The 23,431-nt window shown below is 41.5% G+C and carries 17 protein-coding genes and 2 tRNA genes; 11 read left to right on the plus strand and 8 right to left on the minus strand.

The window, feature by feature from the left end; all coding sequences use genetic code 11:
- Positions 1-126: 126 nt before the first annotated feature.
- Positions 127-303 (minus strand): DUF5522 domain-containing protein, encoded by a 177-nt coding sequence (locus ACFSTG_RS00525; protein WP_380747404.1) that lies wholly within the window; start codon positions 301-303, stop codon positions 127-129.
- Between the two features lie 33 nt (positions 304-336).
- Between ACFSTG_RS00525 and ACFSTG_RS00530 the strand changes: the two genes are divergently transcribed.
- The 4 genes from ACFSTG_RS00530 to hemL are packed head-to-tail and all read left to right on the plus strand — an operon-like array spanning position 337 to position 3,741.
- Complete coding sequence (locus ACFSTG_RS00530) at positions 337-663, plus strand: hypothetical protein (RefSeq protein WP_380747406.1); 327 nt, start codon at positions 337-339, stop codon at positions 661-663.
- 29 nt (positions 664-692) lie between these two features.
- Positions 693-1,640 (plus strand): 1-aminocyclopropane-1-carboxylate deaminase/D-cysteine desulfhydrase, encoded by a 948-nt coding sequence (locus tag ACFSTG_RS00535; RefSeq protein WP_380747408.1) that lies wholly within the window; start codon positions 693-695, stop codon positions 1,638-1,640.
- Between the two features lies 1 nt (position 1,641).
- Positions 1,642-2,442 (plus strand): glucosaminidase domain-containing protein, encoded by an 801-nt coding sequence (locus ACFSTG_RS00540; RefSeq protein WP_380747410.1) that lies wholly within the window; start codon positions 1,642-1,644, stop codon positions 2,440-2,442.
- A 12-nt stretch (positions 2,443-2,454) separates the two neighbouring features.
- On the plus strand, positions 2,455-3,741 hold the full coding sequence (gene hemL, locus ACFSTG_RS00545; protein ID WP_380747412.1) for a glutamate-1-semialdehyde 2,1-aminomutase: 1,287 nt from the start codon (positions 2,455-2,457) through the stop codon (positions 3,739-3,741).
- 241 nt (positions 3,742-3,982) lie between these two features.
- Here the strand turns inward: hemL and ACFSTG_RS00550 are convergent, their stop codons facing one another.
- A complete protein-coding gene (locus ACFSTG_RS00550) occupies positions 3,983-5,497 on the minus strand; it encodes a GH3 auxin-responsive promoter family protein (RefSeq protein WP_380747414.1) in 1,515 nt (504 codons plus the stop codon).
- Positions 5,498-5,614: 117 nt separating this feature from the next.
- Here ACFSTG_RS00550 and ACFSTG_RS00555 point away from each other — a divergent pair, with 117 nt between their 5' ends.
- Positions 5,615-6,409 (plus strand): DUF2797 domain-containing protein, encoded by a 795-nt coding sequence (locus ACFSTG_RS00555; protein WP_380747416.1) that lies wholly within the window; start codon positions 5,615-5,617, stop codon positions 6,407-6,409.
- Here ACFSTG_RS00555 and ACFSTG_RS00560 read toward each other — a convergent pair whose 3' ends face one another.
- Positions 6,410-9,040: an AsmA family protein gene (locus ACFSTG_RS00560; protein WP_380747418.1), complete on the minus strand. Its 2,631-nt coding sequence runs from the start codon at positions 9,038-9,040 to the stop codon at positions 6,410-6,412.
- Between the two features lie 180 nt (positions 9,041-9,220).
- Between ACFSTG_RS00560 and folK the strand changes: the two genes are divergently transcribed.
- On the plus strand, positions 9,221-10,342 hold the full coding sequence (folK, locus tag ACFSTG_RS00565; protein WP_380747420.1) for a 2-amino-4-hydroxy-6-hydroxymethyldihydropteridine diphosphokinase: 1,122 nt from the start codon (positions 9,221-9,223) through the stop codon (positions 10,340-10,342).
- Positions 10,343-10,438: 96 nt separating this feature from the next.
- On the opposite strand, the gene ACFSTG_RS00570 is transcribed toward folK, so the two are convergent.
- Positions 10,439-10,981, minus strand: a complete 543-nt coding sequence (locus ACFSTG_RS00570; protein ID WP_380747422.1) for an RNA methyltransferase — start codon at positions 10,979-10,981, stop codon at positions 10,439-10,441.
- Between the two features lie 196 nt (positions 10,982-11,177).
- Here ACFSTG_RS00570 and ACFSTG_RS00575 point away from each other — a divergent pair, with 196 nt between their 5' ends.
- The 4 genes from ACFSTG_RS00575 to ACFSTG_RS00590 all read left to right on the plus strand — a co-directional run bounded on the left by ACFSTG_RS00575 (position 11,178) and on the right by ACFSTG_RS00590 (position 15,121).
- Positions 11,178-11,906, plus strand: coding sequence for a DUF6090 family protein (locus tag ACFSTG_RS00575; RefSeq protein WP_380747424.1), 729 nt, complete (start codon positions 11,178-11,180; stop codon positions 11,904-11,906).
- Between the two features lie 173 nt (positions 11,907-12,079).
- Complete coding sequence (mutS, locus tag ACFSTG_RS00580; RefSeq protein ID WP_380748412.1) at positions 12,080-14,665, plus strand: DNA mismatch repair protein MutS; 2,586 nt, start codon at positions 12,080-12,082, stop codon at positions 14,663-14,665.
- A gap of 215 nt (positions 14,666-14,880) precedes the next feature.
- Positions 14,881-14,953: transfer RNA gene (locus tag ACFSTG_RS00585), tRNA-Gly, on the plus strand.
- 82 nt (positions 14,954-15,035) lie between these two features.
- A tRNA-Leu gene (locus ACFSTG_RS00590) sits at positions 15,036-15,121 on the plus strand.
- Between the two features lie 274 nt (positions 15,122-15,395).
- On the opposite strand, the gene ACFSTG_RS00595 is transcribed toward ACFSTG_RS00590, so the two are convergent.
- Genes ACFSTG_RS00595 through ACFSTG_RS00605 form a run of 3 tightly spaced genes read right to left on the minus strand, consistent with a single transcriptional unit; the run spans position 15,396 to position 16,766 of the window.
- Positions 15,396-16,211, minus strand: coding sequence for a reverse transcriptase family protein (locus ACFSTG_RS00595; protein ID WP_380747425.1), 816 nt, complete (start codon positions 16,209-16,211; stop codon positions 15,396-15,398).
- Positions 16,212-16,214: 3 nt separating this feature from the next.
- Complete coding sequence (locus ACFSTG_RS00600) at positions 16,215-16,502, minus strand: helix-turn-helix domain-containing protein (protein WP_380747427.1); 288 nt, start codon at positions 16,500-16,502, stop codon at positions 16,215-16,217.
- 36 nt (positions 16,503-16,538) lie between these two features.
- Positions 16,539-16,766 (minus strand): hypothetical protein, encoded by a 228-nt coding sequence (locus ACFSTG_RS00605; protein WP_380747429.1) that lies wholly within the window; start codon positions 16,764-16,766, stop codon positions 16,539-16,541.
- Between the two features lie 616 nt (positions 16,767-17,382).
- Between ACFSTG_RS00605 and ACFSTG_RS00610 the strand changes: the two genes are divergently transcribed.
- Positions 17,383-19,227 carry a hypothetical protein gene (locus tag ACFSTG_RS00610; protein WP_380747431.1) on the plus strand — a complete coding sequence of 615 codons (1,845 nt, stop codon included), beginning with the start codon at positions 17,383-17,385 and terminating at the stop codon, positions 19,225-19,227.
- Between the two features lie 275 nt (positions 19,228-19,502).
- On the opposite strand, the gene ACFSTG_RS00615 is transcribed toward ACFSTG_RS00610, so the two are convergent.
- A complete protein-coding gene (locus ACFSTG_RS00615; RefSeq protein WP_380747433.1) occupies positions 19,503-23,333 on the minus strand; it encodes a MopE-related protein in 3,831 nt (1,276 codons plus the stop codon).
- Between the last annotated feature and the right edge of the window lie 98 nt (positions 23,334-23,431).

The raw sequence follows: 23,431 nt of genomic DNA on the forward strand, positions 1-23,431 counted from the left end.
TTTTTTTTCTTCAGGATTTAAGATCTCCTTGCGTTTTGGAGCATGATTAGCATTAGGATCATAATTCTTTGCTGCAGGCAGCGTATCGGGGATTCCTTCTAAAATCGCCTTTTTGAAGTCCATAGGTCAGTCTTTATTCTGTTGGTTGGTCTTTTTGTTGTAGCCGTAAGGGCAGTGGCGGCAGCCGCTTTCGCAGCAATAGCCGCGTTTGAGGTGATACTGTTCGGTAAAACAACGGTAGCCTTCAGGAGTGAGATAAAAATCACCTTCTTCTAAAGGAATTTTTTTCTTGAAAAAACTCATATCACAAAAATAGCATTTTCTTATCTTGCCCTAATGTTCGTGGTAGTAAATAAATTTTTTCTCGCAAAGCACTTTGATGGTGTTGTGCTGTGGCCATTTGTGGTCGTGAGAAGAAAAGAGCTTAAAAATGACCCCGTGTTCATGAACCACGAACGAATTCACCTCAGGCAGCAAATGGAGCTGCTTGTTATCTTTTTCTTCCTCTGGTATTTTTTTGAATATTTCATAAAGCTCATAAAATATCGTGATTCATATAAGGCCTACAGCAGGATTTGTTTTGAACGGGAAGCTTACGCCAATGAAAAACAACTGGCTTACCTTTCCAGAAGGAAGATGTGGAGCTTTTTTAAGTATATGTAGCTACTTTTTGAAATAAGTGGCTCGTTTTTATGACCTTTGTGGCCATTATGGCTGTAGTCTTTAAAGAGGAACCGGGAATTCCCAACCAGTTTATTACCAGTATCAACGAAGTTCACCTGTACCTGAAACGGGAAGACCTCCTGCATGCCGAGATCTCGGGCAACAAATTCCGGAAACTAAAATACAATGTTCAAAGAGCAATTTCTGAAAACCGGGACAGGCTCCTGACCTTTGGAGGGGCTTTTTCCAACCATATTTCGGCCACCGCTGCAGCCGGAAAGAATTTTAACCTTAAAACCGTTGGGGTGATACGGGGAGAGGAGTTGGGGGAGGACCTTAAGAAAACGCTTCGGGAGAACCCCACTTTAGCGTATGCCGCTGCCTGCGGAATGGAGTTTAATTTTGTACCCCGAAGTGATTACCGGGAAAAGACTTCAGAAGATTTCATCAGGGAACTCCGGAAGAAATACGGGGATTTTTACCTGGTCCCGGAAGGAGGCACAAATTCAGAAGCTATTCGCGGTTGTGAGGAGATCCTTTCCGAAGAAGATAAGGAATTTGAGGTGGTTTGTTGTGCCGTGGGTACGGGAGGAACAATATCCGGGATCATTAATTCTTCCGCAGACAAACAGAAAATATTGGGTTTTCCAGCTCTGAAAGGAGATTTTTTATTAGCCGATATCGATAAGTTCAGCAGAAAAAACAACCGGGAACTTATAACAAAATATCATTTTGGAGGTTATGCTAAAATAGATAAGGCATTGGTTGATTTTATCAATGAATTTAAAACTGCCTATGGCGTGGCTCTTGATCCTGTTTATACCGGCAAGATGTTATATGGCATCTTTGAACTCATGAGGAGCGGATATTTTTCCCAAAATACTCGTATTTTAGCCATTCATACCGGAGGCCTTCAGGGCATTGCAGGTATGAATATGAAGTTGAAGAAGAAAGGTTTACCCCAAATAGATGTTTGAAATGAGATTAAGCTACAAGTTTTTCACCCTTTTACTGGTGTTGTTCGCTTTTTCCTGCGGAAGCAAAAAAAAGGTCGCAGAACGTAAAAAAGCAGGGGGAAACACTGAAGTTGTTCAGAAAAAAGAAACGATTTCAACCCGCGATAAAACACCAAATTCGGCACCCGTAACCTATGTTGACAAGGTTGCCGCCTATATCGCAGAATTTGCACCAATTGCACAGGAGGAGATGGCTCTTTATAAGATCCCGGCCAGCATCACGCTTGCACAGGGGATCCTGGAATCGGGGGCGGGAGAAGGGGAATTGACCAGGAGGGCCAACAACCACTTCGGGATCAAATGCCACGGTTGGAAAGGCGGTACTGTCTATCACGATGATGACCGGTCACAGGAGTGTTTCAGAAAATACAATGACCCAAAATATTCCTACCGCGACCACTCCCTGTTCCTTACAGAACGTAAGAGGTATGCCGCTCTTTTTGAGCTCGATATCAATGACTACAAGGGTTGGGCCAGGGGTCTCAGGGCTGCTGGATACGCCACAGATAGAAAATACCCAGATAAGCTCATCAGCCTGATAGAGCGATACCATTTATACCGGTATGATGGTGAAGTGACGGGAACAGAACCGGTGGCCTATAATGAAAACAGAACTACTACCAGGCAACATGTGGTACAGCAAGGGGATACCCTGTACTCTATCGCAAAAAGGTACAAGCTAACGGTAGAGCAGTTAAAAGAATTCAATAATCTAAGCGGGAACAATATAGGTATAGGGCAAACCCTGTACATAACCCCCTAAAGAAATAAAATTATGATCTATAAAAGAAGCAGTGAATTGTTCGCTGCCGCTAAGAAAGTTATTCCGGGAGGAGTGAATTCACCCGTTCGTGCGTTCAATGCAGTGGGAGGTGAACCTGTATTCATTAAAGAAGCAAAAGGAGCCTATTTATACGATGAAGACGGGAACAAATATATTGACTACATCAATTCCTGGGGGCCGTTGATCCTTGGCCATGCCTTTGAACCGGTGGTGAATGCGGTGGTGGAAAAGGCAAAAAAAGGAACCTCTTTCGGTACCCCTACAGAGATCGAAACTGCCATTGCAGAACTGGCTGTTTCCATGGTACCGAATATTGACAAGATTCGTTTTGTAAACTCGGGTACAGAAGCCTGTATGAGTGCGGTACGGCTGGCCCGCGGCTTTAAAAACAGGGAAAAGATCATCAAATTTGCAGGTTGTTACCACGGTCACAGCGATTCCTTTCTTATCCAGGCAGGCAGCGGGGCGGTTACCTTTGGAACCCCAAACAGCCCTGGAGTGACAGAAGGAACTGCAAAAGATACCCTGTTGGCCGATTATAATAACCTTAAAAGTGTTGAAAATCTTCTGAAAGCCAATCAGGGAGAGATTGCCTGCATCATCCTGGAACCTATTGCAGGGAATATGGGATGTATCCCCCCGAAAAATGGATTTTTGGAAGGCCTTCGAAAGCTGTGCGATGAATATGATGTGCTGCTCATTTTTGATGAGGTGATGACCGGATTCCGACTTGCAAAGGGAGGAGCCCAGGAATTGACAGGTGTGAATGCAGATATCGTTTGTTTTGGTAAGGTGATAGGTGGGGGACTGCCCGTTGGCGCTTTTGCCGCCCGGCATGAGATCATGGATCATCTTGCACCCACGGGACCGGTATATCAGGCTGGAACCCTAAGCGGGAATCCACTGGCGATGGCTGCAGGACTGGCCATGCTTACCGAGTTGGACAACCGTCCCGGGATCTTTAAAAGTCTTAAAGAGAAAACTGAATACCTGCACAAAGGTATTGCCGGCGTTCTTGAAAAGAACGGGGTTACCCACACCATTAACCGAATAGGCTCCATGATCTCTGTGCATTTTTCTGAAGAACCGGTGGTTGATTTTTCAACGGCTGCGAATGCAAATAATGAAACCTTTAAAAAGTTCTTCCACGGCTTATTGGAAAACGGAATATATATCGCCCCCAGCGCATTTGAGACCTGGTTCCTTACCGATGCTTTGACCTACAAGGATCTTGATGCTACCATTGCTGCGGTAGATAAGGTGACGAAGGAGTTTTAAGAAATTTCCAACCCTTTCAGGGTTTGAAACCCTGAAAGGGTTAAATTTTATCTTTTCTAAAAACCTCACAGGTTTTCAAAACCTGTGAGGTTTTTTATATATGATGCCGCACCTCCAGCGCCTGGGTTGAGGTTATAATTTCAGGTTTTTTTGTGGAAATTTTTGAATCTGCGCTTAAAAATTGGATTGTACCTCGAATTGGAACGTCTATTTCTCAATTCTCAATACTGAATACTCAAATCTAAACATTCATTTCCAGCAACTCTTCCACATATTGACGTTGATTGGAGAGTCTCGGTATTTTGTGTTGCCCCCCCAGTTTATTTTTTTTCTTAAGCCAGTCATAAAACAGTCTTTCCCTGGCCTGGTGGACTTTTGGAAGATTGAGCGTCATATTATTGAAGCGCTTGGCTTCATAGTCGCTGTTCACACATTGCAGGTGTTGATCAAAACAATAAACAAAGTGGTCCATGTTGCGGGGCGGGGTCTTAAATTCTATGATCCACTCATGAGCACCTTTTTCCCTGTCATACATAAATATTGGGGCTGCTGTGTAATCTACGATCGCACAGCCTGTTTCCTGAGAAGCTTTTTTAAGGGCTTCCTCTGCATTCTCAATAATGAGTTCTTCCCCAAATACGTTGATGTGGTGTTTGGTGCGCCCGGTGATCTTGATCCGGTAAGGATGAAGACAGGTAAACCTCACGGTGTCACCTATTTTATACCGCCATAGCCCGGCATTCGTAGTGATCAAAACCGCATAATTTATGTCTTTTTCTACCTCCGCAAGAGGGATCACCTTCTCTTCCTTGGTTCCGTAGGAATTCATAGGGATGAACTCATAGAACACCCCGTAATCCAACATTAGCAGTAATTCCTTTGAATGATTGCTGTCTTGTATGGCGAAGAAACCTTCGGAAGCATTATAGATCTCAAAATACCTGAAGTCGTTGCAAGGAAGGATTTTTTCGTACTGCTCTGCATATGGCATAAAGTTCACCCCGCCGTGAAAATACGCTTCCAGGTTGGGCCAGATCTCGAAGAGATTCTCCTTCCCCGAAGCTTCCAGCGCATTGTTAAGGAGAACAAGCATCCACGAAGGTACTCCCGCAAGACTGGTCACATTCTCCCGAATGGTCTCGTTGACTATGGCCGGCATTTTCTCTTCCCAGTTACTCATAAGAGAGACCTCGTTGCTGGGGGTGCTGCTGTATTCTGCCCAAAAAGGCATATTATCAATAAGTATCGCAGAAAGATCACCAAACTGGGTGCCATTGCGCTTATATAATTCTTTGCTTCCGCCAAGCCTCAGGCTCTTACCGTTAAAAAGCTGAGACCCCGGATTGTTGTTGAGATACATACACAACATATCCTTGCCGGCGGCATAATGGCATTTTTCGAGGGACTCTTCACTTACCGGAATAAATTTGCTCTTCGCATTGGTGGTGCCGCTGGACTTGGCAAACCACTTGATAGGGGTGGGCCAGAAGATGTTGTTTTCACCCCTGCGACTTCGTTCAATATCAGGTTCAAAATCTTCGTACTGTTGCAGCGGAACTCTGGAAGCAAAGGTGTCGTAACTATCTATTCCGGCAAAATCATACTTCCTGCCTACTTCAGTGTTTTTGGCCTTTTGAAGCAGTTTTTTAAGGAGTTCAAACTGAACTTCATGGGGGTATTTGATGAACAATTCCATCTGGTGGATACGCTTCTTGAGAAACCAGGAAGCAACGGAATGGACTAATGGAATTGGCATTTTTTCTTTATATCTTTGACCTCTCTTTTTAGCAGGCTCCCTGCCGGTTGAAGGCAGGTTAAAATTAAAACTATTCTGATAGCTTACAAATACTACCGATAAAATTCCTATTTTTTTATGACTTACGAAGGTGTTCTTACCAAGATGCAGACAGAGTTGAACGATGTTGTTCAATATTATCTGGTCTTTGAGCAGGATTTTCTCAATTTGAATCAGGTTCTGGATAAGAAGCTTTCGATCAATTTTTTGAAGTACCGCTGTCTTAAGTGTGAAAAGGAGAAAAAGGTTTTTGCCAACGGCGTGTGTTACCAGTGTTTTAGTACCTCGCCAGATATGGGGCAGTGGGTAATACGGCCTGAGTTAAGCACGGCCCATCTGGGACAGGAAGACCGGGATCTTGATTATGAGCAGCAGGCACAGTTGCAACCGCATATTGTCTATCTCGCAAATTCCAGCAACGTAAAGATCGGGGTGACCAGAAAAAGCCAGATCCCAACCCGTTGGATAGACCAGGGCGCCCATGAGGCAATTGAGGTAGTAGAGGTGCCAAACCGCTATCTGGCGGGAATAACCGAAGTTGCTTTAAAAGAACATGTTTCAGACAAGACCAACTGGAGACAAATGCTCACCAATAATCTGAAAGATCTTGATCTGGTCGCGATTAAAGAGGAGTTAAGGCCCTATCTGCCGGAGGAGGTTAAGGAGTATTACCTCCCGAATGCACAGGAACTTGAGATCAAATTCCCGGTGCTTACCTACCCTTCGGCGATCAAAACCTTAAACCTCGGGAAAACACCTTTTTACGAAGGTATTCTGAAAGGTATAAAAGGACAATACCTTATTTTCCACGATGGTATGGTCTTCAACGTTAGAAAACACGAAGGCTTCGGGGTATCCCTTGATATTTCCTGATCACTGATTTGTAGTATCTTTTGCTTTCTTTTTACCACCCAATATTCCGCCTAAAATATCCCGGGCCGCATCTTTCACCACATCCTCCTGGGTCTTGACCGAATCCTTTTTTGTTGTTTGTCCGGCCGCACTAGTGTCTTTCTTTGTTTTTCCGGTTAGAATATCGGTTAAAATACCTTTTCCTTTTTCCTGAAGTTTTTCTGTTTGACTGGCAATGATCTTTTGGGTAAGGTTGTTCACGGCCTGTTCCATATTTAGGTTAATCCTGGGATTATTGAATGACCCCGTGATATCTACAGGTAAAGCTACGGTCATGGAATCCTGTTCCGTAGCACTGAGTTTAGAAAGGGTAGCCCCCAATTCATTTCCAAGGAATTTCGCAGGGATCTGCATGGCGAGATTGTAATGCATATTCATATCAAAACCATGGCTTCCCGACGCGGTGGCCTTGATCCCTTTGATATTAAAATCGAACGGTTGCACCTCTACCTGCCCGTTATTGAACGTCAATTTGGTCTTAAGGTCCTTTAGGTTGAGGTTGTTGAGGTCGATAAAATTAAGGTTTTGATCCAGCTGTGCCAATAAAGGGGTCTGGGCCGGATTGACTTTGGCCCCCAGGATCTCTGCAAGAGCATTACCCGCCAGCGTCTGGAGTTTTGGTGTAAGGTCATCGTTAAGGTTTCCACGAAGGTCTATGTTGGTAGTGAGGCTCCCCTGCAATGCCTGTGCGATGGGTGCAAGGTTGCGGAGCAGTTCCATGTCCCTGAAAGCCTGTGCGATGTCAATGGAATTAAGATCGAGCTTCATCCCGAAGTTAGGAACGGCCTGGCCTGTGGAAACATTTCCGTTTAGATTTATGTTTCCGTTGAAGATATTGGCCGTAACATTCTGGAGGCTGGCGGTTTCATTATTGATGGCCAACTTTCCTTTAGTATTCTTCAATACGAGATTGTCATACAACACCTGCTCTGCCACAAAATCTAACTCCACATCTAGAAAAGAAGGGATCTTGATGGCCTCTTTGGCTGTCGAGGCAGTCTCTGTACGGGTACCTTCTTTTGCTTCGGAAGGTATTTCCTTCACCATGAAATCATTTACCGAAAATGATTTGGAGCGTGCTGTAAAATTGCCCTTTAATTTTTGGTCGGTAAACAGGTAGCCCATAAAATTCCGGATGGTTCCGTTGATCGCCAGATCGGTGTTTCCGGTGGTGGCGAGAAAATTCTCCAGGGCAGCATTACCCGAATTGAATTTCATGGTGGCGGTGGCCAGTTTTATCTCATTGGGGATCTCGGGAGAGGTATAGCTGAAATCCCTGATAGTGGCAATCCCGTTACTCTTTACGTTCTGGTACTGCTCCTTTTCAATAGATTCCATATCGAAACTGGTGGTCATATCAGCAGTCACCATTCCGTTAAGATCCTGCTCCAATTCCAGCGGATAGGCTTTTTCCAGGTTTGCCAGGTTGATAGTACCTTTTACAGCCATGTCCACCAGCATATTCCCCGTAAGGTTCCTCAGTTTTCCTTTTGCCCTGAAAGCATCCTGGTCTATTCTGAAGTTGAGGGTGTCAATGTTAACATAGGTTTCATCGGCTAACCCTGATTCATTCATGACTTTGGCTGAAATGTTAATATCTTCTACTTTCTTCGGAAGGTCGGGGTACTGGAAAGAGGCATTATTGGAATTAATATTAATTTCCATTTTTGGAATGTAAGTCTCATCTACAATTCCCCGAATGAAGCCGTTGACCACAAAGTCACCGTTGGTTTGTACTTCTTCAATGTTCTTCGAATATTCTTCGGGAATGACGGCCAGAAAATTCTTAAAGGAAGAAGAAGGGGTTTTGAAGCTGATGTCCACCTCGTTGTTGTCCTCATTCACCTGCACATAACCGTCAAAAGTGAGTGGCAGTTGATTGATAAGGGCTTCATTTTCGAGGAAAGAATACTTTTGATTTTCCAGGTCCATCATGAAATCGGCTTCCAACTGCACTTTATTGCGATTAAGATAGTTTGTCTCATCTACCACCAGGCTCACCAATGCAGAAGAAAAAGTGCTAAGGGTGGAGGTTTTGGCAGATAGGTCACCGTTTCCTTCGTGGTTAAGATCTTCCACCAGAATTTTGATGTTCGCACCCTCATCCAGGTAGTTTACGCGGGAATCGTTTATTTCGTAATGCTTCATATCAAATCTGAAGCCCCCGGTGGTGTCGGCAGGAGTGGTGTCTTTAAGGGCAATATCATAGTTATTATTTCCCAGGGAATCCACATGAATATTGAGCAGGGTACGGTTCAGTTTTAGGGCATCTATTTTTAAAGGTTCTTCGCTGCCTTTAAAAAGTTCCATGACCGACATTTGCAGGATGACTTCTTCACTAAAAGCGAGGGTGTCCCCTTCAAAAGGTGCATTATTCACTACACTCAGGTCTTCGATAGCTAGGGTGGCATTCGGGAAATTCCTGAAAAGGCTGAGATCGATATCTGCAAAAGCAACCTGTGCGTCGAGGTTGTCATTGACAGTCTTTTGCACGAGGTCCTTCAGTTGTTTTTCAAAAATGAACGGAGCCAGGAACAGGAGCAGCAGTATCACTCCTACTACAATTGCGGTAATCTTTACAAATTTTTTCATGGAAGAACATTTAAAGATTTCGGGGCAGGAAAAATAACTTTCTAAATCAAAGTTCAGAAAGTTGTTAAACCTGAAAAAACCCGAAAGTCTTTCCTACAAAGTTAAGAGTATGTTATTTTGTTTTATTTAATTTGCTGTGAAATTACGTCTTTGGTCTTACTAAACTTTTCTTAAAATCCTTTGAATCCCCCTAAATCCGTCTATATCGCCCTTGGAAGTAATGAGGGGAACCGGCTTTTGAACCTTCAAAAGGCAATTGAGGAGATACATCGCAGGGTGGGGGAAGTAAGGCAGATCTCCTCGGTTTACGAAACCCCTGCCTGGGGCTTTGAAGGAAATTCTTTCCTGAATGCTTGTGTGGCGGTGAGCAGCAGGCTTGTACCCGAAGAAATTCTCGATCATTTATTGAAGATCGAAACATCTCTGGGGCGGGAGAGAACAGAAGGCAGCGGCTATCAAAACAGGACCCTTGACCTGGATATCATTCTTTTTGAAGAGGAAACGCATGATTCAGAAAGTCTGCAGATCCCACATCCCGGCCTTCCAGACCGTAAATTTGTACTGATCCCTCTTGTTGAGATCGCTGCAGATGTGAAACATCCGGTGAGGAAGGTGAAGATACGGGAACTGCTTCAAACCACCAGTGATACTTCCGAGATACGTCCAATTCCGGAAAAACTTGAGAAGCCGGAAGGCTTTCAGTTTTCACGATATAATTACATCGCCGTGGAGGGAAATATTGGTGCCGGAAAAACCAGTTTTTCAACCATGGTTTCCCAGGATTTCAATGCCAAGCTTATCCTGGAAAGATTCAAGGACAACCCATTTCTTCCGAAGTTCTATGAAGACCAGCCGCGTTATGCTTTTCCCCTGGAAATGTCTTTTTTGGCTGACCGTTACCAGCAACTTTCAGACGACCTGGCTCAATATGACCTGTTCAAGGATTTCGTGATCTCAGATTACGATGTTTTCAAATCCCTCATCTTTGCTAAGATCACCCTGCATGAAGATGAATATATGCTGTACCAGAAGCTTTTTCATTTAATGTACAAAGAGCTGGTGAAACCCGATCTTTATGTTTACCTGTACCAGAACACAGAAAGGCTGCTCGAAAATATTAAAAAGAGAGGCCGCGATTATGAGCAGAACATCCAGCATGATTACCTGGCCAATATCAACAAAAGCTATCTTTCTTTTATTAAATCACAGCCGGGGCTGAATGTGAAGATCATTGATATCTCAGAACTGGATTTTGTGAACAATCGCCAGGATTACCTGCAATTGCTCCATGAGATCATTTGAAGGTCAAAGGTTAAGGTTCCACCTGCTAATGGCATGGAAAAAGGGCTAATGGTCAAAAGCAAAATTTTACGCGTGTTCAAGAGTTACGGGATTATTTTAAAGTGCTTTTTGCATTTTAGAAAACACGTCCCATAAAACCACCCCCGCACTTACAGAAATATTAAGGGAATGCTTGCTGCCCAGCTGCGGGATCTCCAATACCCCGTCACTCACCGAGACCACTTTTTGCTGCACGCCTTTTACCTCATTCCCAAAAACAAAGGCGTATTTCTGGCCTTTTTGAGAGGAGAAATCATTCAGCATGATAGCATTTTCGGCTTGTTCAACTGCATAAACCTTAACCTGGGTTTTTTGAAGCTTTTCCACCACTTCCAGAACATTCTCCCTATACTCCCAGTCCACTGTTTCTGTAGCACCCAATGCAGTTTTTTGGATGTCTTTATGTGGGGGAGTGGCGGTAATTCCGCAGAGGTATATTTTCTCGATAAGGAAAGCATCAGCAGTACGAAATACAGAACCAATATTGTTGAGACTCCTCACATTGTCTAAAATGACAATGATCGGGGTCTTTTTCGCAGCCTTGAATTCCTCCTGACTTTTGCGGTCCAGTTCACTGTTCTTAAGCTTTCTGTTTTCCATGGTCGCAAAAATAGAAATTAAAAAGAAGATTTCCGGTCTGTTCTGATCTGTCCTACCGAAGGAGAAAATTTCAGAAAATATATTATTTTTTTTGGTAAATTGTTGGTTGTGAGCAGGTCAGGTGGCCTTGCAGGATCTTTACGGTTATAAGTAATAACCTGTTTCCCCCGATGCGTTATAATTTTACGGGTAGTATATGTACAGATTTTTCCGAAAGATCAGGCAGCGGCTTCTTTCCCGGAACCGCCTGGGCAATTATCTCTTATATGCCATAGGGGAGATATTTCTTGTGGTCATAGGGATCCTTATTGCGATCCAGATCAATAATTGGAATGAGGGCAGGAAGGCAGTAGCAAAAGAGAGAATATATCTCGAAGGTTTATCTAAAGACCTTTCCCGTTCAAAAAAGGACCTGGAACGTGTGATCGAAAAAACCGACCGGGTTTTTAAGAATAGTGATACCTTGATTGACCTGTTGAGAAGATCGGATGAAAATTTTCCTGTTGCCGCCATCGATTCCATTCTTATGATTTCCACCGGTTACACCGTTTTTATGCCCAGTGAAGGGGTAGTACAGGATATTTTGAGTTCAGGCCAGCTTTCACTCCTCACGAACAGAACCCTTAGGGAACAGGTTGCGGCCTGGGAGGCCAATCACAGTATGATAAGGGAATGGGAAAGCCTGTCAAAAAGGTATTCAACAGAATATTTTGAAGACTGTGAGGCGTATATTGATCTCTCTAACTCACGGTCTCAACAAAATATCTTTCTTTCTGAACGACAGGAGGAACTTAGAAAGGATATCAACATCAGGAACAAACTGGAACGAACCATGCAAGCCTCATTCATTCTTAATGCCCTGTACAGGGATCAACAGGCATTTTATGATACACTACTCGTAGTCATAGAGGAGGAACTGGAGTGAAAGAGATAAAGGGAATTTGTTGTTTTCCCCCGGCTCCCGGATTCTCGATTGTGAAGAAAAAATGATAAATCAGGAAGGGTAGATTTACATTAAATCAATAGATTATTTACTTTAGCAAACAGCAAAATCCGGGAAAAGTGTCAGCAAGTTCAGATAAGAAAATTACGCCTTTAATGCAGCAATACAACAGCATCAAGAAGAAATATCCTGATGCCTTACTGCTTTTCAGGGTGGGGGATTTTTATGAGACCTTTGGGGAAGATGCCGTTAAGGCCGCCCGTATTCTCAATATTGTCCTTACCAACCGCAACAACGGCGGGGAACGTACAGAACTGGCGGGTTTTCCGCACCATTCCCTCAATACTTACCTGCCCAAACTGGTGAAAGCCGGGGAAAGGGTGGCCATTTGTGACCAACTGGAGGATCCCAAATTGACCAAGAAGATCGTCAAACGTGGGGTGACCGAGTTGGTTACCCCAGGAGTTTCCATGAATGATGAGGTGCTGCAAAGCAAGTCAAATAATTTCCTCTGTGCTGTTCACTTCGGAAAAAGGGATCTGGGAGTGTCATTTCTCGATGTCTCCACGGGGGAATTTTTGACCGCCCAGGGTTCTTCGGAATATATAGATAAGTTACTTCAGAATTTCAGCCCAAGTGAGGTGCTGGTCCCTAAGAATAAAAAGAAGGAATTCCTGAAGGCTTTTGGGGATAATCACCATACTTTCTATCTTGAAGATTGGGTCTTTAAACAGGATTATGCCTACGAAACCCTAAATTCCCATTTCAACACCAAGTCCCTTAAAGGGTTTGGGATCGAACATCTTGAGGAAGGCATTGTTGCCGGGGGTGCTGTACTGTACTACCTTGGGGAAACCCGGCATCACCGGTTACAGCATATTTCAGGAATTACCAGAATTGCTGAAGAGGAATATGTATGGATGGACCGTTTCACCATCCGCAATCTTGAGTTGTACAACTCCCAGGCCCAGAACGCTGTTACACTTCTTGACGTGATAGACAAGACCATATCCCCCATGGGGGGCAGGATGCTGAAGCGCTGGTTGGCACTGCCGTTAAAGAATGCGGTTAAGATCAGGAAGCGGCATGAGATCGTTCAGTATTTAATATCCCATCCTGTGATCCTGCAGAAGGTGCAGCATCATATCAAGCAGATAAGCGATCTTGAAAGGCTCATTTCAAAAGTGGCTGCCGGTAAGGTGAATCCGCGGGAGATCATTCAGCTGAAGAATTCCCTTGAGGCGGTGGTGCCGGTAAAATCTATTGCCGCTAATTCTGAAGATGAAGCTTTAAAAGTGATGGGCGAGAACCTGCAGAGCTGTGATCTCCTCAGGGAAAAAATAAAAGAAACTTTGTTTGAAGATGCTCCGGTCAACATCCTGAAGGGGAGTAGTATTGCCGAGGGTTTTTCCGAAGATCTGGACGAGCTGCGAAAAATAGCATTTTCGGGCAAAGATTACCTCGATAATATGCTGGAGCGGGAGGTAAGGGCCACCGGAATAACCTCCCTGAAGATCGCCAGTAACAATGTATTTGGTTATTATATTGAAGTAAGGAATTCTCATAAAGATAAAGTCCCTGAAAACTGGATAAGGAAGCAGACCCTTGTGAACGCTGAGCGTTATATTACCCAGGAACTAAAGGAATATGAAGCAAAGATCCTTGGAGCCGAAGAGAAGATCCTGCAACTGGAACAGGAGATCTTTCAAAAATTAATTATCTGGATTGCTGACTACATACAGCCGGTACAGCAAAATGCCCACCTTATTGGGCAGCTGGATTGTCTTTGTTCATTTGCTCAACAGGCAATTGCTGAGAATTACTGCAAACCGGAAATTGACGATACCCATGAACTGGAGATCACCAATGGGCGCCACCCGGTGATCGAGAAGCAGCTGCCGCTTTCAGAAACCTATGTTGCAAATGATGTGTACCTCGACAGGGAGGAACAGCAAATCATCATGATCACCGGGCCTAACATGAGTGGTAAGTCGGCCATCCTGCGCCAAACCGCCTTGATCGTGCTCATGGCTCAAATGGGCAGTTTTGTGCCGGCAGAACAGGTGAGGGTGGGACTGGTAGATAAGATCTTTACAAGGGTTGGGGCCAGCGACAACATTTCCATGGGTGAATCTACTTTCATGGTAGAAATGAACGAGACCGCCAGCATATTAAACAACCTCTCAGACCGCAGCCTGGTGCTGCTGGATGAGATTGGCCGTGGGACCAGCACTTATGACGGGATCTCCATTGCCTGGGCCATTACCGAATACCTTCATGAACACCCGGCAAAGGTGAAGACTTTGTTCGCTACCCATTATCACGAACTGAATGATATGGGGGAGACCTTTGGGCGCATCAAGAATTACAATGTTTCAGTTAAGGAATTAAAGGATAATGTGCTGTTCCTTCGAAAGCTGGTTCCTGGTGGCAGTGAACACAGTTTCGGGATACACGTGGCCAGGATGGCCGGGATGCCTCAACAAGTGTTGCACAGGGCCAACAAGATCCTGAAGAAACTGGAGAAGTCCCATGGCATGCAGGAGAATGGCAACATCCTTAAAAAATCGGCTGAGGAGGAAATGCAGCTGAGTTTCTTCAATCTTGACGATCCCATCCTGGAGGAGCTAAAGGAGGAGATCCTTCATATTGATATTGACACGCTTACCCCGGTGGAAGCCTTGATGAAACTGAATGAAATAAAACGAATGCTGGGAGTCAAAAATCAGGCGAAGGTTTGAAAATGAATAATGTGACTAAATAATGTATACTGTAATTGAAGCTTGAATCGTGTAAATCGTTGAAAACTTCACACTTGAATATAGCAGATTTATAAGAGAGATGGTATGGATTATTGAGGGTCTTATTTCTTTAAAAAAATCTTTGCTATTATTAGAATTGTATTAAATTTGCATCCGCTACAAGCCCTGCAGGCTGTGGCAAAGTTCTTTAAAATGCGAAAATAGCTCAGTTGGTAGAGCGCCACCTTGCCAAGGTGGAGGTCGCGGGTTCGAATCCCGTTTTTCGCTCAAAAGGAGGGAAAAACTTTTCTCTGAGGTCGCGGGTTCCCCCGACGCTTCGGGGTCGTTTTTCGCTCAAACTTCAATCCACGCTCGGATGGTGGAATTGGTAGACACGTTGGACTTAAAATCCAATGATCAGCAACGGTCGTGCGGGTTCAAGTCCCGCTCCGAGTACTTAAAGCCTTGTTAATCGACTGATTTTCAAGGCTTTTTGATTTTACACCTCTTTTTTGTACGCTCTTCTGTACGCAATTCCAATTATAGCAGTTTATTATACCACAACTCGAATAAAATGAGTTCAAATCTTTTTTATGAAAAGATTTCTTTTTTCAACCCCTCCCCTTAAATTAGAATCGTTTTCCTTTTGAGGTGTTGGGGGTAACATGGTAGTAGGAAACCTAATGAGAGGAAGAGAGTGAAGTTTTATATTTGATGAAGAAAAGAGAAACTATTTTAGGCCTTTATTTAAATCTTCAACTCTTTTGCGGTACAAGTTTAAACCTTGTTGTTCTAATGGCGATCGTTCCTCTATAGTTTTTAATTTTAAAATAAACTTTTCAGGAAGTTTCAAATGGTTATTCATTGGATGTAATCCAGTGATATTTGGATTTCTGGAGTAGGTTGTTTTCCTATGATTGATCCTATGCCTCATTCTAACCTTTTCAAGAATAAGTGGGACCTTATCCTTAAAATCATTTGGCGAGGAGAATGTAATATCATCTACAAACGTAGTGAAGGTAAGACCATTTTCATCAGCAAAAATATCCAGGACTTCACCTGTTGATTGGAATACAAGATTAGCAATTGAAGATGAAGTAGGAGCGCCCTGGGGAACATTCCCTTTAAATGTAGTTAAGCGAGTTAATATCCTAGATACAGTTGGGGAAAAGTTATGTCGACGAAACATCTCGAAGACATCTTTATTTGTTATAAAGGGAAAGAAATCCTTTAAATCAGTGCTTAATTTGTATTTTTTACCTTGATGTTTTTTGGCATTAAGAATATTATCTTTTCCTTTTACTGCACCATAAGCGTAATCGGGTAATCTTAAATTAAATAAAATGTTCTTGTTAATTCTTTTCTGAAGAACCTTTAAACGCTTTTGACTCGGTCTGATAGTTCGATAAATTATCGTGCCGTCTGAAGTCCGCTTTTTTTCAATCTTTTTTTCTTTGTAAAACTTTTCAATGTTTCTACAAATGAAATTTATTTCCTTTTTATTAAATTTTACTGTATATGCTAAATGGCTTACAGTATTTATCATTTTCTATAAAGAAAATTGAGTGACTAACCCTTTAAGAGAGGGTTCAATCTGCTTAAACATTTCAACTTTTTCATCTTGTACATCAGAAATATCCATTGATAAGAAGACTAAAAAAGGTAATGGAATGCCAAGGTGGGTAGCAATAGTCTTTAAAACAGACAAGTTTGGTTCTCGCTGATTATTTTCAATCTGAGATAAATAAGCTTGCGCAATTCCACACTCAGAAGCAAATTCTTTTTGTTTGAGGTTTTTCTTAACTCTCAAACTTTTGATTGTATTACCTAAATTCATATTAACTGTTTTTAAAAGAAAGTTTTAAGGTGTCAGTTAGAAAAAGTTATCTGAGTTGTCCAAAAAGAATCTTAATAAAAGTTCAAAAACTTTAGCCGTTGTGGCTAGATCCAGACTTTTTTCAGGATCTTTAGATTTCTCAAGATAACTGATCGTTTGAGATAATAATTTCTCATCTTCAACCGATAACGAACAACGGTTCTTCGAAAGGATTTCTTTAATACCACGTATTAATTCATCCCGGTTAGGTTCAATGTTTTCCATTGGATTAGAATTTAAATTAAGGAATTATTTCCTGCCAATTTTAATTCCTACAATTCAATCCGTATGCGTTGTTCGTTTTTGCACCTTAAAACCATTCTGCCATTATAAAAAGCTATTAATAGCTTATAGCATTATTGACATTTGCTAAAAACATATCGCTTTCAACATATCCTATTCTAGCAAAGCTTGATTGAGCCCGTTTTAAGCTTCAACCGATCGCCATTTCCAGGAGTCGCCAATAGAACCAAAACTGGTTATGTAACTAAATACATTTTAAAAAACTAAACTGAATTGCAGTTTATCCAAACCTTTTCAAAGAACTATGGTACAAATATATAAAAATAATATAGCTGACAGCTATATTTTGAATTTTATTTTATGATTTATTTACAACGGTATAGTTATCAGTATTTTACTCTTATTTATCTACTGGTTATCACAATAGCTTTAGGTAGTTCATCGGCTTTTAAGAGTCTTATCTTTATTATTTTTTTCAGCAGAAGAATCCCCGATCTAATTTTATTTTGATATATTTAACACCTTCCTGTTAAGTAAAAGCAAAAGATTCCCTACCTCTCATTGCACAAACTTGATTAACTCTTTATACAAGAAAACAATGAAGTTAGAGAAAATCTTGGATCGCCTAGGTTCAATAGAAAAAAACTCGTTTATAAAAGTTATAGATAATATTATCTCCAGTAATCCTGAAAATTCCAAGGAAATTGAAAAAATCTTAAGTTCTGCAGATAAAGGCTTAAAATCCGCTGACAGCCGAAATATCTCCCGAGTCTTTTCATTAATTAAAGATGAGTTTTATGATTATTTGTGGTGTGAATTTCAGGACACCGCTTCTCAGCTTGATATTTTGACAGACATTATTGTTCAGGACGGAAATTGTATCATGAAGCAGGACTGGTTTTCAAGATTATATGAGGCCGAGATTAGAAACTTGAAATCAAAAACCAAGAAACTTGAGTCAGAACTCAAAAATGATAAATCGGAAATTTCCGAGGAGCGCAAAAGAGATTACAAAATATATTCAGCCTGTTTAAGAACGGCCTATCAAAACGATATAAGCAATAATAGAGATGCTAAAATAACTTCTGACGAGCTATCTATCATTCTTACGTTATCTCAAGAATTAGAGCTATCTCAAGAAGAAATAAAGCTTATTAATTATTCCATTCTTCCCATTAGAAAGATGGAAGTGCTAGATGTCATTAATAACCTAAAGAACATTGGGGTCATATTTTTTTCCAAAAAAGAAAATACTATTTATGTTGCAGACGAAATGGTGCGAGTACTAAGAAGAGTCAGGGAAAAAGAAGTAGCCGATAAATTTCTCCGTAGAACCTTGAGAATACTTAGAGAGCCTATAGTTAACCAGATTGCCAGAAAACATAATATTAATAAGGACATCAGTTTTTCTGCAAAAATTGAAGAGATAATTAAGGAAGGAATTTCTTTTACAGGATTGTTGAAAAATGACATTCATAAAAAAGGCGCGACTTTAACCGAAAAAAAGAATGAACTGAACAAACTATGTGAGAAAAGCCTAGGAATAGATAATCTCCGAGGAAGTACAATTGAAGACAAAATTCAAAGTTTGGTTGAATATTTTGAAAATGTAGAGAACGATGAAAGAATAAATATTGCTCTTGACGGTTATGAAAAAATGTTAGCTGACCTTAATATTTCTTTGCCGAAGCTAAACAAACAAATTCAGAATCAATTTATTTTACAGGAGGAATTCGTGTTACGTGCTGAGTTTCTTCTTGATTATAACATAAAGCCGCGGGATATTCTTGATCTAATAGCAAAGGATGATCTGAAGCTATTCATCTCCGAGAATGGAATTAAGCAGCGTGGTGATGATATTCTCAACATCCTGGAGCACTATAAAGATGCAGAAAATCTATTCCTAGAGAATTATGAGAAGGTTGCTTATAGAGATCTTAATGCTCTAAAGAGCAATGGAATTTCTACAAAAGAAAGTGAACTAGGTTTGAAGTTTGAAGAGCTAACTAGAAAAATCTTTACAGAGCTAGGATTTAACGTGGATGAGGACTTGAAAAAGCGCTTAAATACCAATAAAGATATGGTCGATATTCTATTGCACATAGAAAATGGAGATGTGATTATCGTAGAATGCAAGACAAGTAAGGAAAAAGGCTATAACAAATTTAGTACTGTCTCGAGACAACTGAAGGCCTATAAGAGATTAGTAGAAAAAAATGATAGGCGCGTGGTCAAAATTCTACTTCTTGCTCCTGAATTTAGTGATGATTTCATAACGGACTGTGAGATGAATACTGAATTAAATCTTTCATTAATTACAGCTTCCTCCTTGTTGCAAATTCATGATTCCTTCAAATCCTCTAGTTATAAACAGTTTCCCCACGTGCTCTTCAGAGATGTATTAATAAATGAAGATAGGATAGTAAAGGCGCTGAGTAAATAGCTTTATATGGAAGAATATCTCAAATAAACCATGCTTAACCAGTCTCAAATTGATGCTCCAATGTTTGCTTGGAACGCGCAGTTGGGCACGGTTACTTCCATCATTAGTGACCCTGAGATTTGCCTGCCGTTATCCGCCAATAGATTTACCGTATGTTCGTTACTTTCACTGTACCGTTACATACACCTGTTACCAGTTGATACAATATTAAACCAATCTAAACATCAGTATAAAAATAAGGGCAAGTTTTCTAAACGTGCCCCTTTTAAATTTGGTTATTTGATTAGAGTTGTCTTGAGTTGCTGTGAACTTCCAGTCAATACGAGAGGATATAGCCCTTGTTCCCAGGAATCATGATTAAAGCTCCAGAACAAATCTCCACCTCCACTTGGCACCTGAAAATACTTCTCGATAAGTTTCTGTCCATTTAAAGTGTATATTGCTGCGTGAATGGTCTGATCTCCAACCTCAGGAGGGAAGCTAATCCAAAATCCATTATCTGCAATGGGATTAGGATAAACCATCCCTTCTATTTCACCTGATAAGGATTGAGACTCTATAAAAGCACCTGTAGACGTACAGTCGGTTCCCCTGGAAACAAGATTACTTTTTTTCTCTCTACCATTTTTATCATTCCAGTAGATGATCAACATGGTTCTGTTATTGTCAGTCAGCGGTGTGTTGAACTGAGTATCTCCCGGGTTTGCCACTAAGGAGCCGGATAAGGTTGTATTTTTAATTTCCCACCTTACTTGTACAGTACAAGTACTTGGATTGCTGATTACCCAGGTTTCGACAGTGGAATTTTCAGGACATACCTGTGTAACATCCAATCTGTCTGTTCCTATGCAGTCCAAGGGTTCATCTATACCATCGCAGTCCTGATCAATACCATCTCCGCGAATATCAAAAGCACCAGGATAGATCGTCAAGTCATTGTCATTACAATCTCCAGCTACAGTGGCATATCCGGATTCTGGTTCTATGCAAGACTCAATATTTGTTTGAGGATCATCAACACCATAACCGTCACCATCACCATCTACATAATAGGTGGTGGTGGTTCCTCCTTCAAGTGAAGCAGTAAAAGTAGTAAAGGAGAAATTCTGAGCATCGTCTGTTACTGTCAACGTCACAATTGTTTCAGTGCTGATGACTGTTCCGGAAACGGGATCCTGGATTATCGTTAGGTCTGCATCGCAGTTATCTGAAACTGTAACCAAAGAAGAATAATCACCTAAAGTTGCCTCACAATTGTCATCTGCAATTAAAGTTTGATCTTGAACAGAAGTAATTGTAGGATCTGTATCATCCCTCAGAGTAAGATTAAAGGATATACTGCTGCTGTTCCCATTTCCGTCATTTGCTGTAATCAGGATCTCCTGAATGGTTCCGTGCCCTGAGAGTTCAGTGCCTGCCTCTGGTGACTGAACCACAGAGGGAGTGGAACAATTATCTGTAGCCGATGCTTCGGAACGATAATCCGGAACTACAAACTTACAATTTGCATCCAGGATACCTTCTTTGGTGGCAACGGGAGAAACCACCGGTTTTGTATTATCCTTAAGAGTAATCAAAAAGCTTGTGGAATTGCTGTTTCCATTGCCATCATCAGCTGTCAAGGTTATTAATTGAGTAGTATTATGGCCTGTCAACAGTGTTCCAATAGCAGGTGATTGAGTAACAACAGGATCGCTACAATTGTCTGTTGCTGTTGTTTCACCAGTATAATCTGGAACTGCGAATTGGCAATTTTCATCTACACTAACTTCCTTGTCTAACACTGCAGTTAGTTCAGGAAGAATTTTATCCTGGACGGTTACTGTCGTAGTACAGGTGACAGTGACATTATTAATGTCTGTTACAGATAACGTCACAACCTGATCTCCTATGTCTTCACAGGTAAATTCGGTTTTGTCTATAGTCATTGATTGGAACCCACAGCTTGTAGTGCTTCCGTTATCCACCGCTTCAACTGTTAGACTTGCTGTTCCATCAGGACCCAGTTCTAGAGTAAAAGGATCTTTGCAAACCGCAACCGGCCCAGAACAGGTGCCTGTAACTTCTACAGAAGCACTGAATTCAGAAGTGTTTCCCCCTGCATCTGTGGCAGTGGATAAGATAAAGTCTCCTACAACAAAGCCACTTCCCGTAGGTAAAGGGACAGATATTTCTTTTGGAATTCCTGCATTATAGTCAGCTTCTGTAAATGTATCATAGAAGAGATATTCTTTAGCCTGCCTGTTTCCTGCGTCGATGAAAAACTCTACTTGAATAGGATAGGTGGAATTACCAGGAGCAGAATCAACAAAATAACTCAACTTAATATTTCCGCTTTCCAGGGCTGCATTGTTTTCCAGAACAGGGAAATTTTGCAGGCGGTTGTGGCCGGCATCAGCATCACCTGGATCATTAGAATTGAGTCCGAAAGGTAAAATATCGATACCCATCAAGCTATTACCATATATGCTATTTCCTGATACTTTAGCCTGCATGGCATATCCGCCAAAGTCCCAGGTGTTCTCGATAATCACTCCATAATTTCCTCCTCGAATGATATTTGACATTCCAGCTTCAATACCGCCTAAAACAATATCTGTACCCGAATCTAGCTTTATTACTCCTCCTCTATTAATAGAGTTCTCAAACCCAATAATATTATTAAATATTCGCCAATTATTGGTGAACTCTAGATCCAGAACTGCATAATCATCTCCAGCAATAATGTTTCCTTCTCCCTCATTTACACCTCCGATTAGAATCGATTCACCACCAAAGCTAAATATTCCTGGAGCATTCGGTGCCAAGGGAGCCTCACCGGACGCATCAGTACCAATTAAATTTCCTTGAATTTTTCCGTATTTACCAACGGCCTCGACTTGTCCAAGCCCACCATTGCTAGATATAATATTACCCTCTCCAGGATTAGGGCCTCCCAAAATATAATATTCTCCTCCCATTTCTATTCCACCTGAAACATTTGGGATAGGAATGTTTCCTGTAATATCTGTACCAATCCGATTGCCAAAGACTATCGTTCCACTTCCATATTCATAAGCACCTTGTTCATTACCTGAAATTATGTTTCCCTCTCCTGGATTGGCACCTCCTATAAGGTTGCCAGTGGGAAGAGGATCTTCATAAAATTCACGACCGCGAATGTTAATGCCCACTCCTGAGACTACGTTGTCATTTAAGTTACCATTGGGAACTGGAGAACCATCTGTTCCAATACCTATGTGATTTCCAAATATTTTATTCTGATGACCAGCTATTGATATCCCTTGATCGAGATTTCCAGATATAATATTTATTTCAAATTCACTAGCTCCTCCTATTATGTTATTGTTTGCATTTCTAAAGTAAATTCCAATATTGTTGCTTACGCTAGCCAAACCCAAAGAATTGGTGCCTATAAAATTTCCTGTTATTTTGTTCCGTTCAGAGATGAGGCTGTAGTTTGCTCCTCCGTCTATCACAATTCCTCTAAAATTTCCAGATATTATATTACGGTCTATTGCTTGGATTCCCCCTATTGTATTATCTGAACTGTTGACCAATAGAATGCCATTTCGATTATACAGTTTGGTACTTCCGTCAGCTTCAATTCCAATAAAATTTCCTGCGATTGTATGGGATCCAGTATTATTAGCAATTACCCCTGCTGGAGTACTATTTGAAGGGTTAACCGAATCGAAAAATCCCCCAATCACAAATCCTTTTATAGTACTTCCTGAAGAATTTCCTATAAGGTTGAAGCCGCTAAATACGACTCCATTGCCATCCACTATGATTTGGGGACTTTCCCAGGAGTATCCCGGCTGAGAAGTCCCATCAAGTTGAATCGGTTCAATTATATCCGGCAGGACCGAAAGAAGAGTGATTCTGTGCGGACCCTCCCCTGGAATATCAAAGAGGATATTGTCTTTAGCAGGATCAGAGTTTGCTAAAGTAATTGCTTCTCGTAAACTTCCTGAGCCTGAATCGGAGTTATTTGTTACTATATAATCAGTTTGCGCTTGGATCTGCAATCCTAAGAAAATTATAATTGTTCGAATTACGAATTGGCATACCGATCCCTGGAAAAAACAGTAGTTGTTTTTCATTATTTATAGTTTTTAGGTTACTACTTTATAAAAATGAAGGGGGGTATGTAGGGAATTACATTACTTAATCCGATGTAGGGAAATAAGATCAGAAAGAT

The organism is Salinimicrobium flavum (assembly GCF_042684505.1).
Lineage (GTDB): Bacteria > Bacteroidota > Bacteroidia > Flavobacteriales > Flavobacteriaceae > Salinimicrobium > Salinimicrobium flavum.